The 17,702-nt window shown below is 51.2% G+C and carries 13 protein-coding genes; all 13 read left to right on the top strand.

All coding sequences use genetic code 11. From position 1 onward, the window contains the following. Nucleotides 1-108 precede the first annotated feature (108 nt). Nucleotides 109-435 carry a hypothetical protein gene (locus tag FBQ85_12345; GenBank protein ID MDL1875945.1) on the top strand — a complete coding sequence of 109 codons (327 nt, stop codon included), beginning with the start codon at nt 109-111 and terminating at the stop codon, nt 433-435. Nucleotides 436-2,758: 2,323 nt separating this feature from the next. Beyond that, complete coding sequence (locus FBQ85_12340; GenBank protein MDL1875944.1) at nt 2,759-3,139, top strand: T9SS type A sorting domain-containing protein; 381 nt, start codon at nt 2,759-2,761, stop codon at nt 3,137-3,139. A gap of 39 nt (nt 3,140-3,178) precedes the next feature. Continuing rightward, nucleotides 3,179-5,152, top strand: coding sequence for a T9SS type A sorting domain-containing protein (locus FBQ85_12335; protein ID MDL1875943.1), 1,974 nt, complete (start codon nt 3,179-3,181; stop codon nt 5,150-5,152). Nucleotides 5,153-5,282: 130 nt separating this feature from the next. After that, complete coding sequence (locus tag FBQ85_12330; protein ID MDL1875942.1) at nt 5,283-5,936, top strand: hypothetical protein; 654 nt, start codon at nt 5,283-5,285, stop codon at nt 5,934-5,936. A gap of 79 nt (nt 5,937-6,015) precedes the next feature. Then, a complete protein-coding gene (locus FBQ85_12325) occupies nt 6,016-7,368 on the top strand; it encodes an N-acylglucosamine 2-epimerase (protein ID MDL1875941.1) in 1,353 nt (450 codons plus the stop codon). 21 nt (nt 7,369-7,389) lie between these two features. Further along, nucleotides 7,390-8,427: a glycoside hydrolase family 5 protein gene (locus tag FBQ85_12320; protein ID MDL1875940.1), complete on the top strand. Its 1,038-nt coding sequence runs from the start codon at nt 7,390-7,392 to the stop codon at nt 8,425-8,427. A gap of 99 nt (nt 8,428-8,526) precedes the next feature. Continuing rightward, nucleotides 8,527-9,924 carry an MFS transporter gene (locus tag FBQ85_12315; protein ID MDL1875939.1) on the top strand — a complete coding sequence of 466 codons (1,398 nt, stop codon included), beginning with the start codon at nt 8,527-8,529 and terminating at the stop codon, nt 9,922-9,924. Continuing rightward, nucleotides 9,921-11,042 (top strand): hypothetical protein, encoded by a 1,122-nt coding sequence (locus tag FBQ85_12310; protein ID MDL1875938.1) that lies wholly within the window; start codon nt 9,921-9,923, stop codon nt 11,040-11,042. The genes FBQ85_12315 and FBQ85_12310 overlap by 4 nt, the downstream gene beginning before the upstream one ends. 162 nt (nt 11,043-11,204) lie before the next feature. Beyond that, on the top strand, nt 11,205-12,413 hold the full coding sequence (locus FBQ85_12305) for a glycoside hydrolase family 27 protein (protein MDL1875937.1): 1,209 nt from the start codon (nt 11,205-11,207) through the stop codon (nt 12,411-12,413). Between the two features lie 221 nt (nt 12,414-12,634). Then, entirely contained in the window at nt 12,635-13,627 is a 993-nt protein-coding gene (locus tag FBQ85_12300) for a glycosylase (protein MDL1875936.1), read from the top strand. A gap of 116 nt (nt 13,628-13,743) precedes the next feature. Beyond that, nucleotides 13,744-15,129 (top strand): beta-glucosidase, encoded by a 1,386-nt coding sequence (locus FBQ85_12295; protein MDL1875935.1) that lies wholly within the window; start codon nt 13,744-13,746, stop codon nt 15,127-15,129. 181 nt (nt 15,130-15,310) lie between these two features. Next, complete coding sequence (locus FBQ85_12290; protein MDL1875934.1) at nt 15,311-17,128, top strand: sodium:solute symporter; 1,818 nt, start codon at nt 15,311-15,313, stop codon at nt 17,126-17,128. A 73-nt stretch (nt 17,129-17,201) separates the two neighbouring features. Then, the coding region (locus FBQ85_12285; protein MDL1875933.1) for an NAD-dependent epimerase/dehydratase family protein at nt 17,202-17,702 on the top strand (501 nt) is incomplete at its 3' end.

Genomic DNA, 17,702 nt, shown 5'->3' with positions numbered 1-17,702 from the left:
TCGGAAACAAAATACCAGGGTTTTCGCACGGTTAACAGCGATTCCATTCGGACGCAGCGCCCCAGAACATACTGGCAGACCGTCAAAGACACTCTAAGAGTGGGCCGCATGCCGGATCAACCCTCGCACATTGCCAACCTGACGCTGGGCTACGATTACAAGGGCTTTTCGGCCAGGTTCTCTTATCTGTATCAAACGGATATCAGCACCTATGTCGATCCGATTAATCCTCTGTTTGACACGTTTTCATCCGCCTATGGACGTTTCGACATCACTCTCAAGCAACGGCTGACCGGAGACATTGAGTTATTTGCCAATTTTAACAACATTAACAACAGATCTGATCAAAACTACCGCGGGTCGTCGACCTTTAACCCGTCGTATATCGAGTATTATGGCTTTACCATGGATATCGGCGCCCGCTATCGGCTTTAGACGTTTATCAAACCACTTAAGGATTGCCATTTAAATAACCTGCTCATTTCTCGAAAACCGCTAATAGACGCGAATGTGCGCTAATTTTAAAATTCGCGTTTCTTCGCGTTTATCAGTGGTTTGAGATATGGGAAAGTTATTTAAACGTCGTTCCTAATCAACCCAACCATCATTACGCGATTGGAGGCTTAAGATGAAGCTGAGGTACGGATTCATCCTGTTGGCTCTCGGTTTGGGAGTCCTCTTGGGAGCAGCGCCGCAAGCGGGCGCGCAAAGCCCGCTGGTTGTCGAATGGGAAACCGCTCCCGGTTCCGATGTTCCGATTAAGAATGCCCTGCGCGATGCGATCGCCAACGATACCGGCCGGCCCGCAGACCGCGTTTATGTGCTCAAGCGCGGCGGATTTTATTGGATCACCGATCGCATTCAAAATGCGGATTTTCCCCTCACGATTGAAGGTGAAGCCGAGGCCGCACCCGGACAAACCGATTTCGGACCGGCTATCATTCAGCGAGTCGTTCGGGACGACGGTACCGGTCCGGATGGCACTATGTTTGAAAGTTTACATGATCTCACGTTGAGAAATGTTTGGGTCATGGGCCAAACTGATCAGGGGGTGTTGTCGACCTATGAGCCGATCAAGCTGTTGGGCGACGGCAAGCGTTACGTCTTCGATAACGTGATTTTCGACCGCAACGACTGGCATCATCTCGGTCCGGACGGCCCCAACAACAACTTCTATATTACGAACTGTAAGTTCCGCAACATTTTCGGCCCCACCCAAATCTGGGAAGGCCTGGGCGTCCGCTTTGAAGTCGGCGCGGACACAGTTGTGATTGAGAACAACACCTTTTTCAACATCGGTTTCACGCCGTTCCAGTCTGAAGCCGTGCCGGTGAATTATCTGCGCTTTAACCACAACACGCTGGTCAACATCGGGCGTTCCTTCCAGGCGGGCAACATCTGGAAACAGTGCTACGTGACAAACAATTTGTTCGTGAACTATTTCTGGCACGGTGAAAGCGAAGCGCAATACACCGACCCGAACCGCGTTGATCCCTACACCGGTTTCTTCGGCATCGGCGCTTTGCCGGCGCGCTTCGGCACCAACTTCGACCGTGAAATCGTGCTGGCCAACAATGGCTACTGGCGTGATCCGCGTTTTGATGCATTCGATGCCGCTCAGGTGCCTCCCATCCGGCCGCAACCGTTGGTCAGCGACACGACGCAGGGCTGGTTTGACGCATGGGATGCCATGGTCATCCAGAATAACATCGAGGGTAATCCGAATCTGACAACCTATATCTCGGATGCCCTGCTCGACAGCATGACAAAGCACATCTCAGAGCTTTTTGCGAATCCCCAAATCATCCCGGCGACGCGCTATTTCTGGGATGAAGGCCGGGATGAAACGAGCTTTGTAAACAGCATTTGGCCGCTGCCGGAGAATTTCACGTATTCCAACACGCAATTCCAGACGGCCAGCACCGATGGTTTGCCGCTGGGCGATCTCAATTGGTACCCGGCGGCAAAGGCCACATTCGAAGCCAACAAAGCCCAGTATGTTGCCGCCATCGAAGACCTGGCTTCCGCGCCTGTGCTTGACATTGTCACGACGCAGGAAGCGGAAGATGTGACGATCGGCAACGGCGCAACGGTAACGACCGTGCAAGGGTTCACCTATTATCAAATGGACGGCGGCGGTTTCATTCAATGGACTTTCGATGTGCCGACTGCCGGCGTCGCCGAGCTGGTCGTTCACACGCATCTGCGCGGCAATAGTGACAGAGGCCAGCGCATCATCATCAACGGCAACCCCACGATTCGAAACAACTCGAATTATGGCGAGTATTTCTGGTCCGGAAGTCTGGGTGATCCCACGAACCAATGGTTCGATTCGCGCATCACGCAGGCCGGGCTTATTGCGGGTGCGGATTATCTCAATCTGTCCGCGGGCACCAATACCATCCGCATCGAACCCTCATGGGGTTATCAGAATTTCAGCAGCATTCAAGTCATTGTTGGAGGAAACACCATCAATCTGACGGCGCCTGATGCGGAAGCGGAAGGCGTGATTCCCCATGCTGAAGATCCCATTGGCACGCCGGTGGCTTGGGCCCCCAGCGGCTTCAAGTCGGTTACACTAGCGGCCGGTGGCAGCATTTCACTCAATGTCGATGCGCCCTACAATGGCCGCTACATGATGCGCGTGTTTTATGCCGCCAGCGGAACCGCGAGCGGAGAGCTCGCCGTTGATGGTGCGGTTGTCGTTCCCAATGTTTCTTTTGCCGATACTTCGGATGTCTTTTCCGATCAATTCACGATGAGTGCCGGTAATCATACGATTACATTGTCTTCGGCGGCGGGCGGCGTCACGGTGGATTATCTGCAAGTGATTGCCTTTGTTCCCACCTCGGTTGCCGATCGTAGCGAATTGCCGGATGGTTACTTCTTGTCGCAGAACTATCCGAATCCGTTCAACCCGACCACAAGCATCAACTTCTCCGTCGGCAAGCCTACGCACGTCAGGTTAACGGTGTATAACGTGCTGGGCCAGAACGTGGCGACTCTCGTGAACAGCCGGTTGAGCGCGGGGACGCACGTGGTACAATTCGATGCCAAGAAACTCACGTCAGGCGTTTATTTCTATCGCCTGGAGGCGGATGATTACATGCTGCAAAAGCGCATGATCTTGGTCAAATAAGCGTCGCCACACCGGAGTGAATGACACAGGGCGGCCGGCATGGCAAAAACGTACGTGCTGGCTGCCCTGTTTTTTATGTTGGGAGCATGCCTCGTGAACAATTTGGATTTTGCCCGCAGTCATTCCGCCGGCATGCGCCGCGGGCTGGGATTGTTGATGAGTCTATTATTTGTGTCTGGTGCGCCGGAAACAAGTTTTGCCCAAAAATTTGTGCGGCGAACACAGGAGGCGGGTTTTGCCTCCGTTACCCGCTCAAATGGCGCAGCCTTGGCTGATTATGATCGCGATGGCGACGTGGATGTTTACTTTGTCAACCCCGGCATTTATCAGGCCAATGATCCGAGCACGTGGAATCGCTTGTTTGCCAACCAGGGAAACGGAACGTTTCTTGATGTTACCGCGCAAGCGGGTGTTGCCGGGCGCAACGCAAATGCAACGCAAAACCCTACGGGCATGGGTAATAAAATGGGTGCCGCCTGGGGTGACTACGATAACGACGGCTGGCCGGATCTTTTCTTAACTCATTATGGTCCCATTCAGCTTTTTCATAATAATGGCAATGGCACATTCACAGATGTAACTGCGCAATCCGGCATTACCACCCGCCGCAATCAATTGAGCAGCAGCGCGCTGTGGTTTGATTATGACAACGACGGCGATCTGGATTTGTATATCTCGATTTACGGTGAATTCTTTTCGACCTCCGCCGATCGAAGCAACAAGCTGTACGAAAATTCCGGAAATGGTGAATTTGTCGATGTGTCAAGCGCCAACGGCGCCGCCGACAAAGGCATAACCTGGACTAGCGTTGCCCTCGACGCCAATCATGACGGCCATCTGGATCTCTATCTCGCCAATGATTTCGGCCCTAATAAATTTTATTTGAACAACGGCGACAAAACATTTCAGGAGAAAACCGCCGATTATGGCCTGGAAGATCCCTATCACGGCATGGGTCTGGCCGTTACGGATTGCGACGGAAACGGCTATTTTGATATTTATCTCACCAACATCACAGAAGCAGGCTTTGATCAAGAAACCAATCCGCTCTTTCTCAACACTGGACAGGGCCGCTTTTATAACTATGCGGTGCAGGCGGGCGTCTCGCAGGCGGGCTGGGGTTGGGGCGCAGCGTTTTTCGATTGCGAAAATGACGGCGATGAAGATTTATTCGTGGCCACCGGCAATTTTACGCCGGAATTTCCCAATGAATTTTTTCGCAATGAATCCGAAGAAGGCGATTTTAGATTTGCGAATGTTGCGCATGAAGCCGGCGTGGCAGACAGTACGGTAGCGCGGAGCGCGGCGGTTTTCGATTATGACAATGACGGCGACCTAGATTTGCTTGTCTCCAATTTTTTTGAGGCACCTTTTTTATATGAAAATACCGCGACAACAGGCAACTGGCTGCGCGTGAAGCTGGAGGGGACGGAGTCGAACCGCGATGCGCTGGGAGCTGAAGTGGAGGTGTGGACGAACGGCGTGTCCTATAAAAAGTACTATCATGGCGCACATTTTCTCACACAGAGCATTCAGCCCTTGCATTTCGGTTTGCACGAGGCGCAAAGCGTCGAACGCATTCTTGTAAAATGGCCGGGCGGTTTCACCGAAGAAATCGGCGCGGTAGCGGTGAATCAAACTCTTACTCTCAAAGAAAAAAACGGCGTAGTCACCGTCTCGTCCGGCCAGAGAGTAACCAATGAAACAACGCCGCGGACACGCCCGAGTGGGATGCGTTTGTTGGGCAATTATCCCAATCCTTTTAATGGCGCGACACAAATTCGTTTTGAGATGTATGCTCCCGGCATGGTTGAAATAACGATCATGAACGCTCAGGGAAAAATAATACATAAACAGCAGGAATCCTTTTCCTCGAATGGAGAAAAAATCATTCGCTGGAACGGCGTTGATCATGACGCCAATCCCGTAAGTTCTGGAATTTATTTTTATCGCCTGACCAGGAACGATGCTTATGCTGGCAGCGAAGTTGGCAAAATGCTTTATCTCAAATGAAGAGTCCAATCAACCTCATGTTATCATAGAAAGTGCAGCACATGGCAAGTTGTGTTCTATGCTCCGGCCATATGAGATTCACTTCAATTTTAAAGATTCGCGGCCGGATGCTAACGAAAGGAGAAGTACTATGGGATATCCGTTTTTTTTTGCCGGCCGCCGCGCGGGGCGATCCCGCCTTTGTGTCGGAATCATTTTGAGCAGTCTTCTGCTTTGCGCGTGCGCGCGCGAAGAACTCCGGGTTAAAGCCTCGCAGTATCGCTTTAAGCTTGATGGTGAGAACTATCGCCTCCGTTCGATCACCTCCGAAGGTGAATCCAAATTTTATAATGAGCTGATCGGGGCGGAATTCATGGCGGTTGATTTCGATCAGGATCGCATCCTGGACTGCATTTTGCTGGGAGAAGCAAGCCTGGAGGAAGCGCAAGCGATTTACGAGTATGGTTTGAACGAGTTGAGCAAAGAAAACAAATTGCAGCTTCGCATGCCAACCGCCAAGCGCTATCAGCACGAAAGCAACGATCTGCGCCTGGAAATCATTAGCTTTCAACGCACGAACGGCCAGCCGTTCAATGAGTTTAAAATTACCGGCGCGCGCCAGATGGTTACACCGCTGCTCAATGTGTTTGTCGACCGCAACGCCGACGGCACGTTGGATGAGGTGTTGAAGGGCGCAATGGCCTTGGAAAAAGCGCAGGCGCAATACGCTGAAATGATCGAAGCGGGTCTGCAAAGACAGGCATTGATCCGAACCAATGGAATGATTTTGGTGAAAGAGCCATAAGCGCATGTTCAAAGTGGAGAGGAGAACATTGCTGAAGCGGAGCCGGATCAACGGCCTCATCATGCCAGGCCTTTTGTTGATGCTCGCGGCTTCTGCATGGAGTTGCCCCTCAACGTCGGACGAACATCGGAGAATTCGGGAAGAAATCGAAAAATCGCTGCGCATCGAGTTGTTGCATGCTTGGTATCCTATTGCTATCGACACGCTGCACGGCGGTTTTCTCAGCGACTTCTCATTTGATTGGCAACCCGCGGGCCGCCAAAACAAAATGATCGTGACCCAAAGCCGCCACGTGTGGACCGCTTCGCAATCGGCCATGTTTTTCAATGACGATCGCTATCGCCGCATTGCGCAGCACGGCCTTCGTTTTTTGAAAGATAAAATGTGGGATACCACTTATGGCGGCTTTTACTGGCTGCGCAACCGGCAGGGCGAGGCCATGTCCGGCGCGGATGATGGAGGCAAGGCCGCTTATGGCAATGCCTTTGCCATCTATGCGCTCGCAAGTTACTATGCCATGTCCGGCGATACCTCGGCGTTGTATCTTGCCCAAAAAACATTTCACTGGCTCGACCGGCACAGCCGCGATCCGTTGCATCGCGGCTATGTTGACCGCTTGACGCGCGAGGGGCTTTGGCTCAGCCAAAGTGACGCAAACCTGAACGCGCGTAAGTTACTCATCTCGAGTTGGAAAGATCAGAATTCCTCCATCCATTTGTTGGAAGCCTTCACCGGATTGTATAACGTCTGGCCGGACAGCCTGCTGCGCGAACGTGTGCTCGAAATGTTGGTTCTGATTCGCGACACCATCACCACTGAAAAAGGCCATCTAACGCTGTATTTACAGCGGGATTGGACGCCGGTTTCCTTCCGTGATTCTTCTGACGCCGTGCGGAAAAAGAATTACTATTTCGATCATGTTTCCTTCGGCCATGATGTCGAAACCGCTTATTTGATGCTGGAAGCCTCGCATGTTTTGGGTCTCGAAGCGGATGACAAAACCTTGCGCGTTGCCAAGCGCATGGTTGATCATGCGCTGGCTAATGGTTGGGATAACGACAACGGCGGATTTTTTTATCAGGGATATTACTTCGCCGGCGCTGACACCATCACCATCATCAACGAAATCAAAGAATGGTGGGTGCAGGCCGAAGGGCTAAACTCTCTGCTGTTGATGTCCAAGCTGTTCCCCCGGGAAAAGAAGTACGAGCAGGCCTTCAAGAAACAGTGGGAGTACATGAAGCGCTATCTCATTGATCATGAGCATGGCGGCTGGTACAAAGAAGGCCTGGACAAAAGCCCGGAAATGGTAAAAAGCGCCAAAGGCTCTGATTGGAAGGTCAATTATCATGAATCACGCGCGTTAATGAATTGCATTAAAATGTTGAAATCCGAGCATGAGTTGATTAAGCAGCGCGCAAAACATCAGTAGATATGGATAGGGAAGGAGCTTATGAAAAATATTCTGCGGTGTGTATTAGCGTCATTGGGGATTTCAATTTTTCTTGCCGTTGTTCCGTCGCTGAGTCAGTCTAAGCAGCAGAAACTGCCGTTCATTCGCGTGGAGGGAAATCACTTTGTTGATGAGAGCGGCAAAGAAATCATTTTTCGCGGCGTATCATTTTCTGACCCTGATCGCCTGGAAAAAGCTGGGCAGTGGAACAAAACCTACTTTGAAGCGGCGCGGAAGTGGAATGCCAATATCGTGCGATTTCCCGTGCATCCGGCCGCCTGGCGTGAGCGCGGTGAAGAAGAGTATCTCAAATTGTTGGATCAGGGTGTGGCCTGGGCCGGCGAGTTGGAGATGTATGTGATCATCGATTGGCATTCCATCGGCAACCTGCGCACGGAATTATTTCAACATCCCATGTACAATACCACCAAAACCGAAACTTTTCGCTTCTGGAAAACCATTGCCGCAAGATATGCCGGCAATCCCGTGACGGCATTCTATGAAGTATTCAATGAGGCCACGCGTTTCAACGACACGCTCGGCAAGCTGACCTGGGAACAGCACAAGGAGTTGATGGAAGAAATTATTGCAATCATCTATGCGCACGATAAAACCGTAATTCCGTTGGTCGGCGGACTTGATTGGGCTTATGATCTCAGTTTTGTGAGAGAAGATCCGATTGCTTACCCCGGCATCGCGTATGTCACGCATCCTTATCCGCAAAAACGTGAAGCGCCCTGGGAAGGAAAATGGGAGGAGAGTTGGGGATTTGTCGCGGACAGATATCCGCTCATGGCCACCGAGTTCAGCTTCATGAGCGCCGGCGGGCGCGGCGCGCATATTCCGGTGATTGGCGATGAAACCTACGGCGAAGCCATCATCAACTACTTCAACAAAAAAGGCATCTCCTGGACCGCGTGGGTGTTTGATCCTTCCTGGTCGCCGCAATTGATCGAGAATTGGAATTTTGAACCGACACAACAAGGCCGTTTTTTCAAAGAGAAGATGATGCAGCTCAATCCCAAGCCAGTAAAATGATAGAGCCGGCTAGGCTTCAAGTTTACAGGAGATCATTTTGCGATGGAACAATTTTGCCCAAAGGAAGGGCGATTGCTCCGCGAAGAAGCAAAAAACCTTATGAACACGACAACGCAGAAACTCACAATCAAAGAAAAGGCCGGATATGGTTTTGGCGATTTGGCCTCGGTGCTGTACTGGCAAACGATCTCGGCCTATCTGCTCTATTTTTACACAGACGTCTTTGGCATTACCGCAGCCGCGGCCGGGACAATGATTTTAGTGAGTCGCTTGTGGGATGGCGTCAATGATCCGATGATGGGCATCATTGCCGACCGCACCAACACGCGCTGGGGAAAGTTCCGGCCTTATCTGCTATGGTTTGCTGTTCCGCTGGCTATCGTTGGCGTACTAACGTTCACGACGCCCGATCTCAGCGCCTCCGGCAAATTGATCTATGCTTACATTACTTTTATTTTGTTGATGATGTTGTATACCGCCATCAATATTCCGTATTCCTCGCTGTTGGGCGTTATCACGCCGGATCCCATCGAGCGCACGAGTGTCTCTTCGTACAAATACATTTTTGCTTATCTCAGCGGCACGATCGTATCGGCTTTTGCGCTGCCCCTTACGGTTTTTTTCGGAGCCGGCAACGAGGCGTGCGGCTGGCAGTTGACGATGACGGTATTCGGCCTCGCCGCCATCATTTTCTTTTTTATCACGTTTATCTCGACGCGCGAGCGCGTCCAGCCGCCCAAAGCGCAAAAAGCGTCGATCGCGCAAGACTTAAAAGATCTTGTCGCCAACAAACCCTGGATACTCTTGCTCTTTACCACGCTGTTGATGATTCTCTTCGTCGCCACCCGCATGAGCGTGACGGCGCATTATTTCAAATACTATGTCGGCGATCAAGAAGTGACGATTTTCGGCAAGACGCATACGTATGGTTTTGTCGCGCTTACCTCGGCATTCAATGCCATCGGGCAATGGCTGGCAATCATCGGCGTCATCTTTACGAACTTTTTTGCCAAAAAGATCGGCAAGAAACGGGCCTTCCTCATTCTGTTTGCAACGGCGGCGGTGTCTACTGCAATATTCTTTCTATTGAAACCTGAAGAGGTGATTTTAATGTTTATCTTTCAGGCGATTGGCTCGTTTGCCGGCGGACCTTTATCGCCGCTCATTTGGGCCATGTATGCGGATGCCGCGGATTATTCAGAATGGAAAACCGGCAGAAGAGCTACAGGTCTGGTTTTTTCCGCATCGACGATGTCACAAAAATTTGGCTGGGCCATCGGCGCATTCCTCGCGGGCACGTTGTTGTCGGCGTTTGGATTTCAGGCAAACCTGGCGCAAAATCCCGAGGTGCTGTCGGGGTTGAAAGCGCTGATGAGCATTATTCCGGCGGCAGCGGGGTGCGTGGCAATTGCATTGATTCTGTTTTACAAATTGGATGAAAGCACGATGCGGCGCATCGCCATGGAATTAAATGAACGGCGAGGAACGGCAGAATGAAAACCATAGGCAATTTCATCAAGGCATGTCCCCGCGCCTTCCTCTTTACAGCTTTGTTTCCGTTTATTGCCTCTCATTCCGCGGCGCTTGCCACGAAATTCGTTCCGGCCAATCATCCCCACATTCAATATTGGGGCAGGTGGGATTTGTCGGATTCCTTGCATGCGAAGCACTCCTGGCCGGGCGTCGCGCTTTATGCGGAATTCAGCGGAACCAGCATTGGTGTGCGCATGGCCGATAACGGGAATTACTACAATGTTTATCTCGACGGGACGTTGCATCACATTTTTCACGGCACTGCGGCGGAAGAATCCGATTACCTCCTTGTTGATGGTTTAAAAGCTGGAAAACACACGGTATTGTTGACGAAGCGTAACTGCGCCCAGAATAAAATTTATTCGTTCTCCGGCTTTTTACTCGATGAGGGCGCGCAGCTTCTCCCGCCGGCGTCCGCAATGAAGACGCACAAGATTGAATTCATCGGAGATTCGTTCACCGTTGCGGAAGGCAACGAAGCGACGGTATTGAGCATGCCCTGGGAAGAAACCTTTCCGGTTACCAATCTGGACAAGGGATTTGCCGTGATCGTCGCCCGGCACTTTAACGCACAGTATCACATCACCGCGCGTTCCGGCATCGGAATGGTTACGGATTGGTCAGGAGATCATACGCTGAACATGCCCGATCGTTTCGATCGCGCCTTGATGGACGCGCCTGAACCCAAATGGGATTTTCAACGATGGGCGCCGGAGCTGGTAGTGATTTGCCTGGGATTGAATGATTATTCCGGATTGAAAGACCAGGCTGGCAACGTTTCCGGGGAAAATTCCACGCTTTATCGCAAACGGTATCATGAATTTTTGGCAACGATTCGCCGCGCTTATCCCGGCGTGAAAATTCTTGCGGTAGCGGCGCATGTTGCGTGGATGCGTGAGAACGCCCAGCAAGTTGTGAATGATGAGCGTAAGTCTGGCAAGCGCGATATTTATTTTGCGCAGTTCGATTATTTTCAGGATGGATATGTGGCGAACGGACATCCCAATGTGGCCTCGCATGAAAAAATTGCGCAACAGTTGATCACTGCCATTGAAGCAAATGATTTGTTATCCCGACGTTAGTGTACCATTACCTTGAATGATTCATGCGGTTGACTGTGCCATCCAGCAAGGATCTTTTGAAGTACCAGGCCTGAGGCCGAGTACCTCGCAAGGTCCCTGCGGGATGACAGTGTGAAGATAGATGAATTAATCAAAGTGACAATGTAACAGGAAAACCGTGCAATGAGAAACTTGATTGTATTGATCATTTTGCTCGCGGCGCTGCCGGCTTTTGCACAGAAATTCGAGGGCCTGGCCTTGACGCCGCCCATGGGCTGGAACAGTTGGAACAAATTTGCTTGTGAGGTGAATGAACAACTGATTCGCGAAACCGCGGATGCCATGGTGAGCAGCGGCATGAAAGCGGCCGGCTATGAATATATCGTGATTGATGATTGCTGGCACGGAGAGCGCGATAGTCTCGGGTTCATTCAGCCGCATCCGGAGCGGTTTCCCTCCGGTATGAAAGCGCTGGCGGATTACATTCATGCCAGGGGTCTGAAATTCGGCATTTATTCCGATGCAGGATGGAAGACGTGCGGCGGACGGCCGGGCAGCCGCGGTTATGAATATCAGGATGCCATGCAATATGCCAGGTGGGGCGTGGATTATTTGAAATACGATTGGTGCAACACTGAAGGGCTGAATGCCGAAGGCGCATACTTGACCATGCGCAATGCGCTGTATGCCGCCGGCCGCCCCGTGGTTTTTAGCCTCTGCGAATGGGGCAGCAACAAGCCGTGGGAATGGGGAAAAAATATCGGCCATCTCTGGCGCACCACCGGCGACATTACCAACTGCTTTGATTGCGTCGTTGATCACGGCACCTGGAAATCCTGGGGCGTCACCTACATTCTCGATATGCAAAAAGGCCTGCGCGTGCATGCCGGCCCGGATCATTGGAATGATCCCGACATGATGGAGGTTGGCAACGGCATGTCAGTCAGCGAAGATCGCGCGCATTTTTCCATGTGGAGCATGCTGGCCGCGCCCTTGATGGCCGGAAACGATTTGAGAAACATGTCAAAAGAAACGGTGGAGATTCTCACCAACCGGGAAGTGATTGCAGTCAATCAAGACTCTCTTGGCATTCAGGGATTTCAATACTCCGCACAGGACAGCCTTGAGATTTGGTTTAAACCGCTATCCGCAGGAGAATGGGCCGTGTGTTTTTTGAACCGCGGCTCGGCAGTAAAGACGATCAATTTCTTGTGGAAAGAACACGCCATCGTTGACTCCTTTGCCAAGCGGGAAATTAATTTTAGTCAAACCCAGTTTGCCATTCGCGATTTGTGGGCCAGAAAAAATTTGGGTAAGACGAATAAATCATTTGTCAGTCAGCTTGCCTCGCATGAGGTAAAATTGCTGACGTTGACTCCGGCAAATAAATAGTCTCGAATTAACCGCCCGTTTTACTGCGCAAGGTTCGTTGCTTCAAAAAGTTGCTTTGCCGTTCACGAAAGACTGTTGCCAGGCGGCGAATCGATGGTTTCAACTCATGAGTCCGGCCATGGAAAAAGCAAGAACGCCCGGCAAAGATCGCAAGAGCTGCACATGAAGAAGCCGCTGTGCCAGAACTTTTTAACTGATCCTCAACACAAAGGGTGACATGTATGAGCAAAATGATAATAGGCGCGAGCTTACCCGGCATTCCGTGGGAAGATAAACCCGCGGGTCTGCACGAAGTGGTATGGCGTTACAGCAAGAATCCGATAATTGATTGGAATCCCATACCGCGAGGCGCGCGCGCGTTTAATAGCGCGGTACTTCCTTATCAAGGCGCTTTTGTCGGTGTTTTTCGAATTGATCAAAAGAACAGCCGGCCCTCATTGTTTTTTGGGCGAAGTGAAGATGCGATCAACTGGAAAATAGAACCGGAGGGTATTTCATGGGTTGATGAAAAAGGCCGGCCGGCGCCGACCAGTTATGCCTATGATCCTCGTTTGTTGAAATTGGAAGATAATTACTATATTACCTGGTGCGACGATTTTCCCGGGCCTTCCATCGGCTTGGGAATGACAAAAGATTTCAAAACGTTCACACGGTTGGAAAATGCCACCATGCCGTTCAATCGTAACGGCGTTTTGTTTCCGCGGAAAATCAAAGGACTTTATGCCATGTTAAGCCGGCCCAGCGATAGCGGCCACACGCCCTTCGGTGATATCGTTTTGAGTTACAGTCCGGATTTGACGTATTGGGGCAAACACCGGCACGTCATGGCGAGCGGCGGAAAGAATTGGTGGCAGGGAACGAAAATCGGCGCCGGTCCGGTGCCGATTGAAACCAAAGAAGGCTGGCTATTGCTGTATCACGGCGTGGTCACTACGTGCAACGGTTTCGTCTACAGCATGGGTGGCGCGTTGCTCGATTTGGACGAGCCGCATAAAGTACTCTATCGCACGAATGATTATCTGCTCACGCCTGAAAAGCAATATGAACTCGTGGGATTTGTTCCCAATGTGGTGTTCCCCTGCGCGACCCTTTGCGACGCGGATACCGGCCGGATAGCAATCTATTACGGCGCGGCGGATACGTACACGGCAATCGCTTTTGCGCAAGTTGATGAACTGATCGACCATATCAAAAGCAATTCAACTTCAGCCTGAGGTGATGCTAACGGTTTATCTGTTTTTCGACAGAATTTTCTGGTGATCAGTTTTACTGCAAAAATTCCATTTGGGACATACACGAAATTCTCTATTGGACATTACGAGCAATTACGATGAAAGAATTTCCAGCCGATTTTGTCTGGGGCGCGGCCACCTCGAGCTATCAGATTGAAGGCGCCTGGCTCGAGGGCGGCAAGGGGTTGTCGATTTGGGACGCCTTCTGCCACATTCCGGGAAAAATCAAAAACAACGACACCGGAGACTTTGCATGCGATCATTACTATCGTTTCGCTGAGGATGTCAAGTTGATGGCCGATATCGGCCTGAAGGCTTACCGCTTTTCTCTCTCCTGGCCGCGGATTCAACCCGATGGCCGCGGCAAACCCAATTTCAAAGGCCTGCGCTTTTATTCTGATTTGATCGATGCCCTATTGGCGCATCACATCACGCCCTGGATCACGCTTTATCATTGGGATTTGCCATTGGCTCTGCAAATGGAATACGACGGCTGGCTGAATCCCAAACTGGCAGAATTTTTTGCGGATTATGCGGCCATTTGTTTCGAGGCGTTCGGCGACCGCGTCAAACACTGGCTCACATTGAATGAACCGTGGTGCAGCGCGGTGCTTGGCCACGGCTTGGGTGTGCATGCGCCCGGCCGCGTTTCGCGCGATGAACCTTATCTTGCCGGCCATACGCTCTTGCGCGCGCACGCGTTGGCGGTGGAAAGATATCGCACGCAATTTCAAGCGCAGCAGAGGGGCGTGATTGCCATCACCAACAACTGCGACTGGCGTGAACCGCTGACCGCCAGCGAGGCGGACAAGCGGGCGGCGCAGCGCGCGGTGGAGTTTTTTCTCGGCTGGTTTGCCGATCCGGTTTATTTCGGAGACTATCCTGCGGTTATGCGTGAGCGTCTCGGCAAACGATTGCCGCAGTTTAATGATAATGAAAAAAACTTGCTCAAAGGTTCGACGGATTTTTTTGGATTGAATCATTACTCAACGATGTATGCCGCGCATGCCCCCGCGCCCAAAGTCACTAACGCCGTTCTTGACAACGCCGGGCTGAGTGAAGATCAAGAGGTTGTGCTCAGCTCTGATCCGGCGTGGAAGAAAACTCAAATGGAATGGAACATCGTTCCCTTCGGCTTTCGCAAACTGCTGCACTGGATTGATGCACGCTACCATTCCCCCGATATCTACGTCACGGAAAACGGCTGCGCCCTCGCCGATGTCATTGAAAACGGCCAGGTCAATGACCTTCAACGTATTGCCTTTCTCGAAGAGTATCTTAATGCTGCGTACGAAGCACTCGCCGGCAAGGTCAAACTCAAAGGCTATTTTGTCTGGTCGTTCCTGGATAATTTTGAGTGGGGCGAAGGTTATTCGAAGCGTTTTGGATTACATCATGTCGATTTTCGCAGCGGCCAGCGCTTACCCAAGGCTTCCGCAAAATGGTATGCCGAAGTCATAAAACGTAATGGATTGTTGTCGTGAGTGGCAAGCTTAGCATTTTTGTGTTGCAAGAACAGCATTATCGCCAGGCAAAATTAGCCACAAGCAAATGCCAAATCGTCAGAATCGGCTAAGAAAGAATTCGCACACCAATTGTTTCTTGCTGAGGCGTGTGGCCGCAACACCACGGTCTGCCTTGCGCGCATAAACCGGAAGGGAGAATATGCAATTACATTGGATCGACATTAGCATCATTATCGTCTACATGGCGGCGATGGTGATGATCGGTTTCATGATTTCAAAACGCGCCACCAAGAACATCGATTCCTATTTCTTGGGCGGAAAAACCATCCCGTGGTATGTTCTCGGCATCTCCAATGCCTCGGGCATGTTTGACATCACAGGCACGATGTGGCTGGTGTACGTCACATTTGTTTACGGCTTGAAGGGGGTATTCCTGCCGTGGCTGTGGCCCGTATTCAATCAAGTCTTTCAGATGATTTATCTTTCTCTCTGGCTGCGGCGTTCCAACGTGATGACCGGCGCAGAATGGCTCGAAACCAGATTTGGTACGGGCATGGGGGCAAAATTGAGCCACATCAGTATTGTCACATTTGCGCTGGTCAGTGTCATCGGTTTCATGGCGTATGGGTTTATCGGCATCGGAAAATTTGCTGCCTCGTTTTTGCCGTGGGATATTTCTCCCAACGCTTATGCGCTGATCTTTACCGGCATCACGACGCTCTATGTAATCAAAGGCGGCATGTTCAGCGTGGTCTTCACCGAGCTTGCGCAATACGTCATCATGGCCGTTGCTTCCATCGCCATCGGCGTCATTGCCATCAACCGGGTCAGCCCGGAGGCTTTACAGGCCGCGGTTCCCGCCGGTTGGAAGAATATTTTTTTTGGATGGAATTTGAATCTCGATTGGACGGGCATTCTCGATTCCGTCAATGCCAAAATCGCGGCAGACGGTTACTCGCTGTTTGCGATTTTTTTCGGCATGATGGTTTTCAAGGGTTTTCTCGTGAGCGCGGCCGGCCCGGCGCCGAATTACGATATGCAGCGCGTGCTCGCCACCAAATCCCCAAAGGAAGCGGCGCTGATGAGCAGTTGGGTTTCCATTGTGCTTTTTTTTCCGCGTTATATGATGATCGCAGGCTTGTCCGTGCTGGCCCTGGTCTTCTTCAGCCCGCAACTAAAAAGCATGGGAGACAATCTCGATTTCGAGTTGATTCTTCCTTATGCCATCGGCAACTTCGTGCCCATCGGATTGATGGGCGTACTCATGGCCGGCTTGCTGGCCGCGTTTATGTCCACCTTTGCGGCCACGGTGAATGCCGCGCCTGCTTATCTGGTCAATGACATCTACAAGCGTTTTATCAATCCCAATGCCGATGACAAAACCTATGTGAGAATGAGCTATCTTTGTTCATTTGCCGTCGTCGCCATCGGCACGTTGTTTGGCTATGTGATTGAGTCGATCGATTCTGTGACGCAATGGATTGTGAACGCGTTGTGGGGCGGTTATACCGCCGCCAATGTCTTGAAATGGTATTGGTGGCGTTTTAATGGCTATGGTTATTTTTGGGGCATGGTTACCGGAATTCTTGCCTCGCTAATCACGCCCATGGTCGTGGATATTTCTCCGGTCATCTACCAGTTTCCGATTATTTTTGCCGTGTCGTTGTTGGGATGTATTGCCGCTACTTTTGCAACCAAATCCGATGATATGGAAGTGCTCAAGCGTTTTTATAAACAAGTTCACCCCTGGGGTTTCTGGAAACCGGTGCACGATTTGGTGATAGCGGAGGACCCGCATTTCAAGGCGAATAAAGCTTTCAAACGCGACATGTTCAACATCGTCATCGGGATCATCTGGCAAACCAGCCTGGTGGCGCTGCCGATTTACCTTGTGATTCAAGAAAAAATGTCCGTTGTTTACGCCTTGATCGTCATCGCCATCACCAGTTTTATTTTGAAGAAGAATTGGTATGACAAGCTGGAAGATGAGCCTGAAGCTGTACCCCGGAAGGCTTAAGCCGCCTCAGGTAATGCTGTGGCAGGGCAATCTTGTGTTTTGGGAGAATTCCCTCAATAATGAATGAGAAACGATGAGCCTGAACGTTTTATTCATCGGCGGCACCGGTACGATCAGCTCGGCGTGCGTGCAACGTGCCGTTGAGCGCGGTATGCAACTTTGTTTGCTGAATCGCGGCCAGAGCCGGCGCAGCGTTCCGCCCGGTGTTGAAATTCTGCGCGGCGATATTCGCAACAAAGATGCAGTTCAAAAAGCCCTCGGCAGCAGGATGTTTGATGCCGTCGTTGAGTGGATTGCCTTTACACCGGATCACATTGAAGTGGATTTGGAGTTGTTTCGCGGACGCACCTCGCAATATGTGTTCATCAGCTCGGCCTCGGTTTATCAAACCCCACCCGCCTCCCTGCCGGTTACGGAATCCACCCCGCTCCGAAATCCTTTTTGGGCATATTCGCGTGCAAAGATTGCTTGTGAAGATCGTTTAATCAAAGCTTATCGTGAAGAGAATTTTCCGATCACGATTGTTCGCCCGTCGCACACTTATGATCGCACGCTGTTTCCGATGCACGGGCAA

The sequence above is a fragment of the Cytophagia bacterium CHB2 genome, assembly GCA_030263535.1.
Lineage (GTDB): Bacteria > Zhuqueibacterota > Zhuqueibacteria > Zhuqueibacterales > Zhuqueibacteraceae > Coneutiohabitans.
Note: the sequence above shows the minus strand (reverse complement) of the source record. Positions and strands in the feature narration are given on the sequence as shown.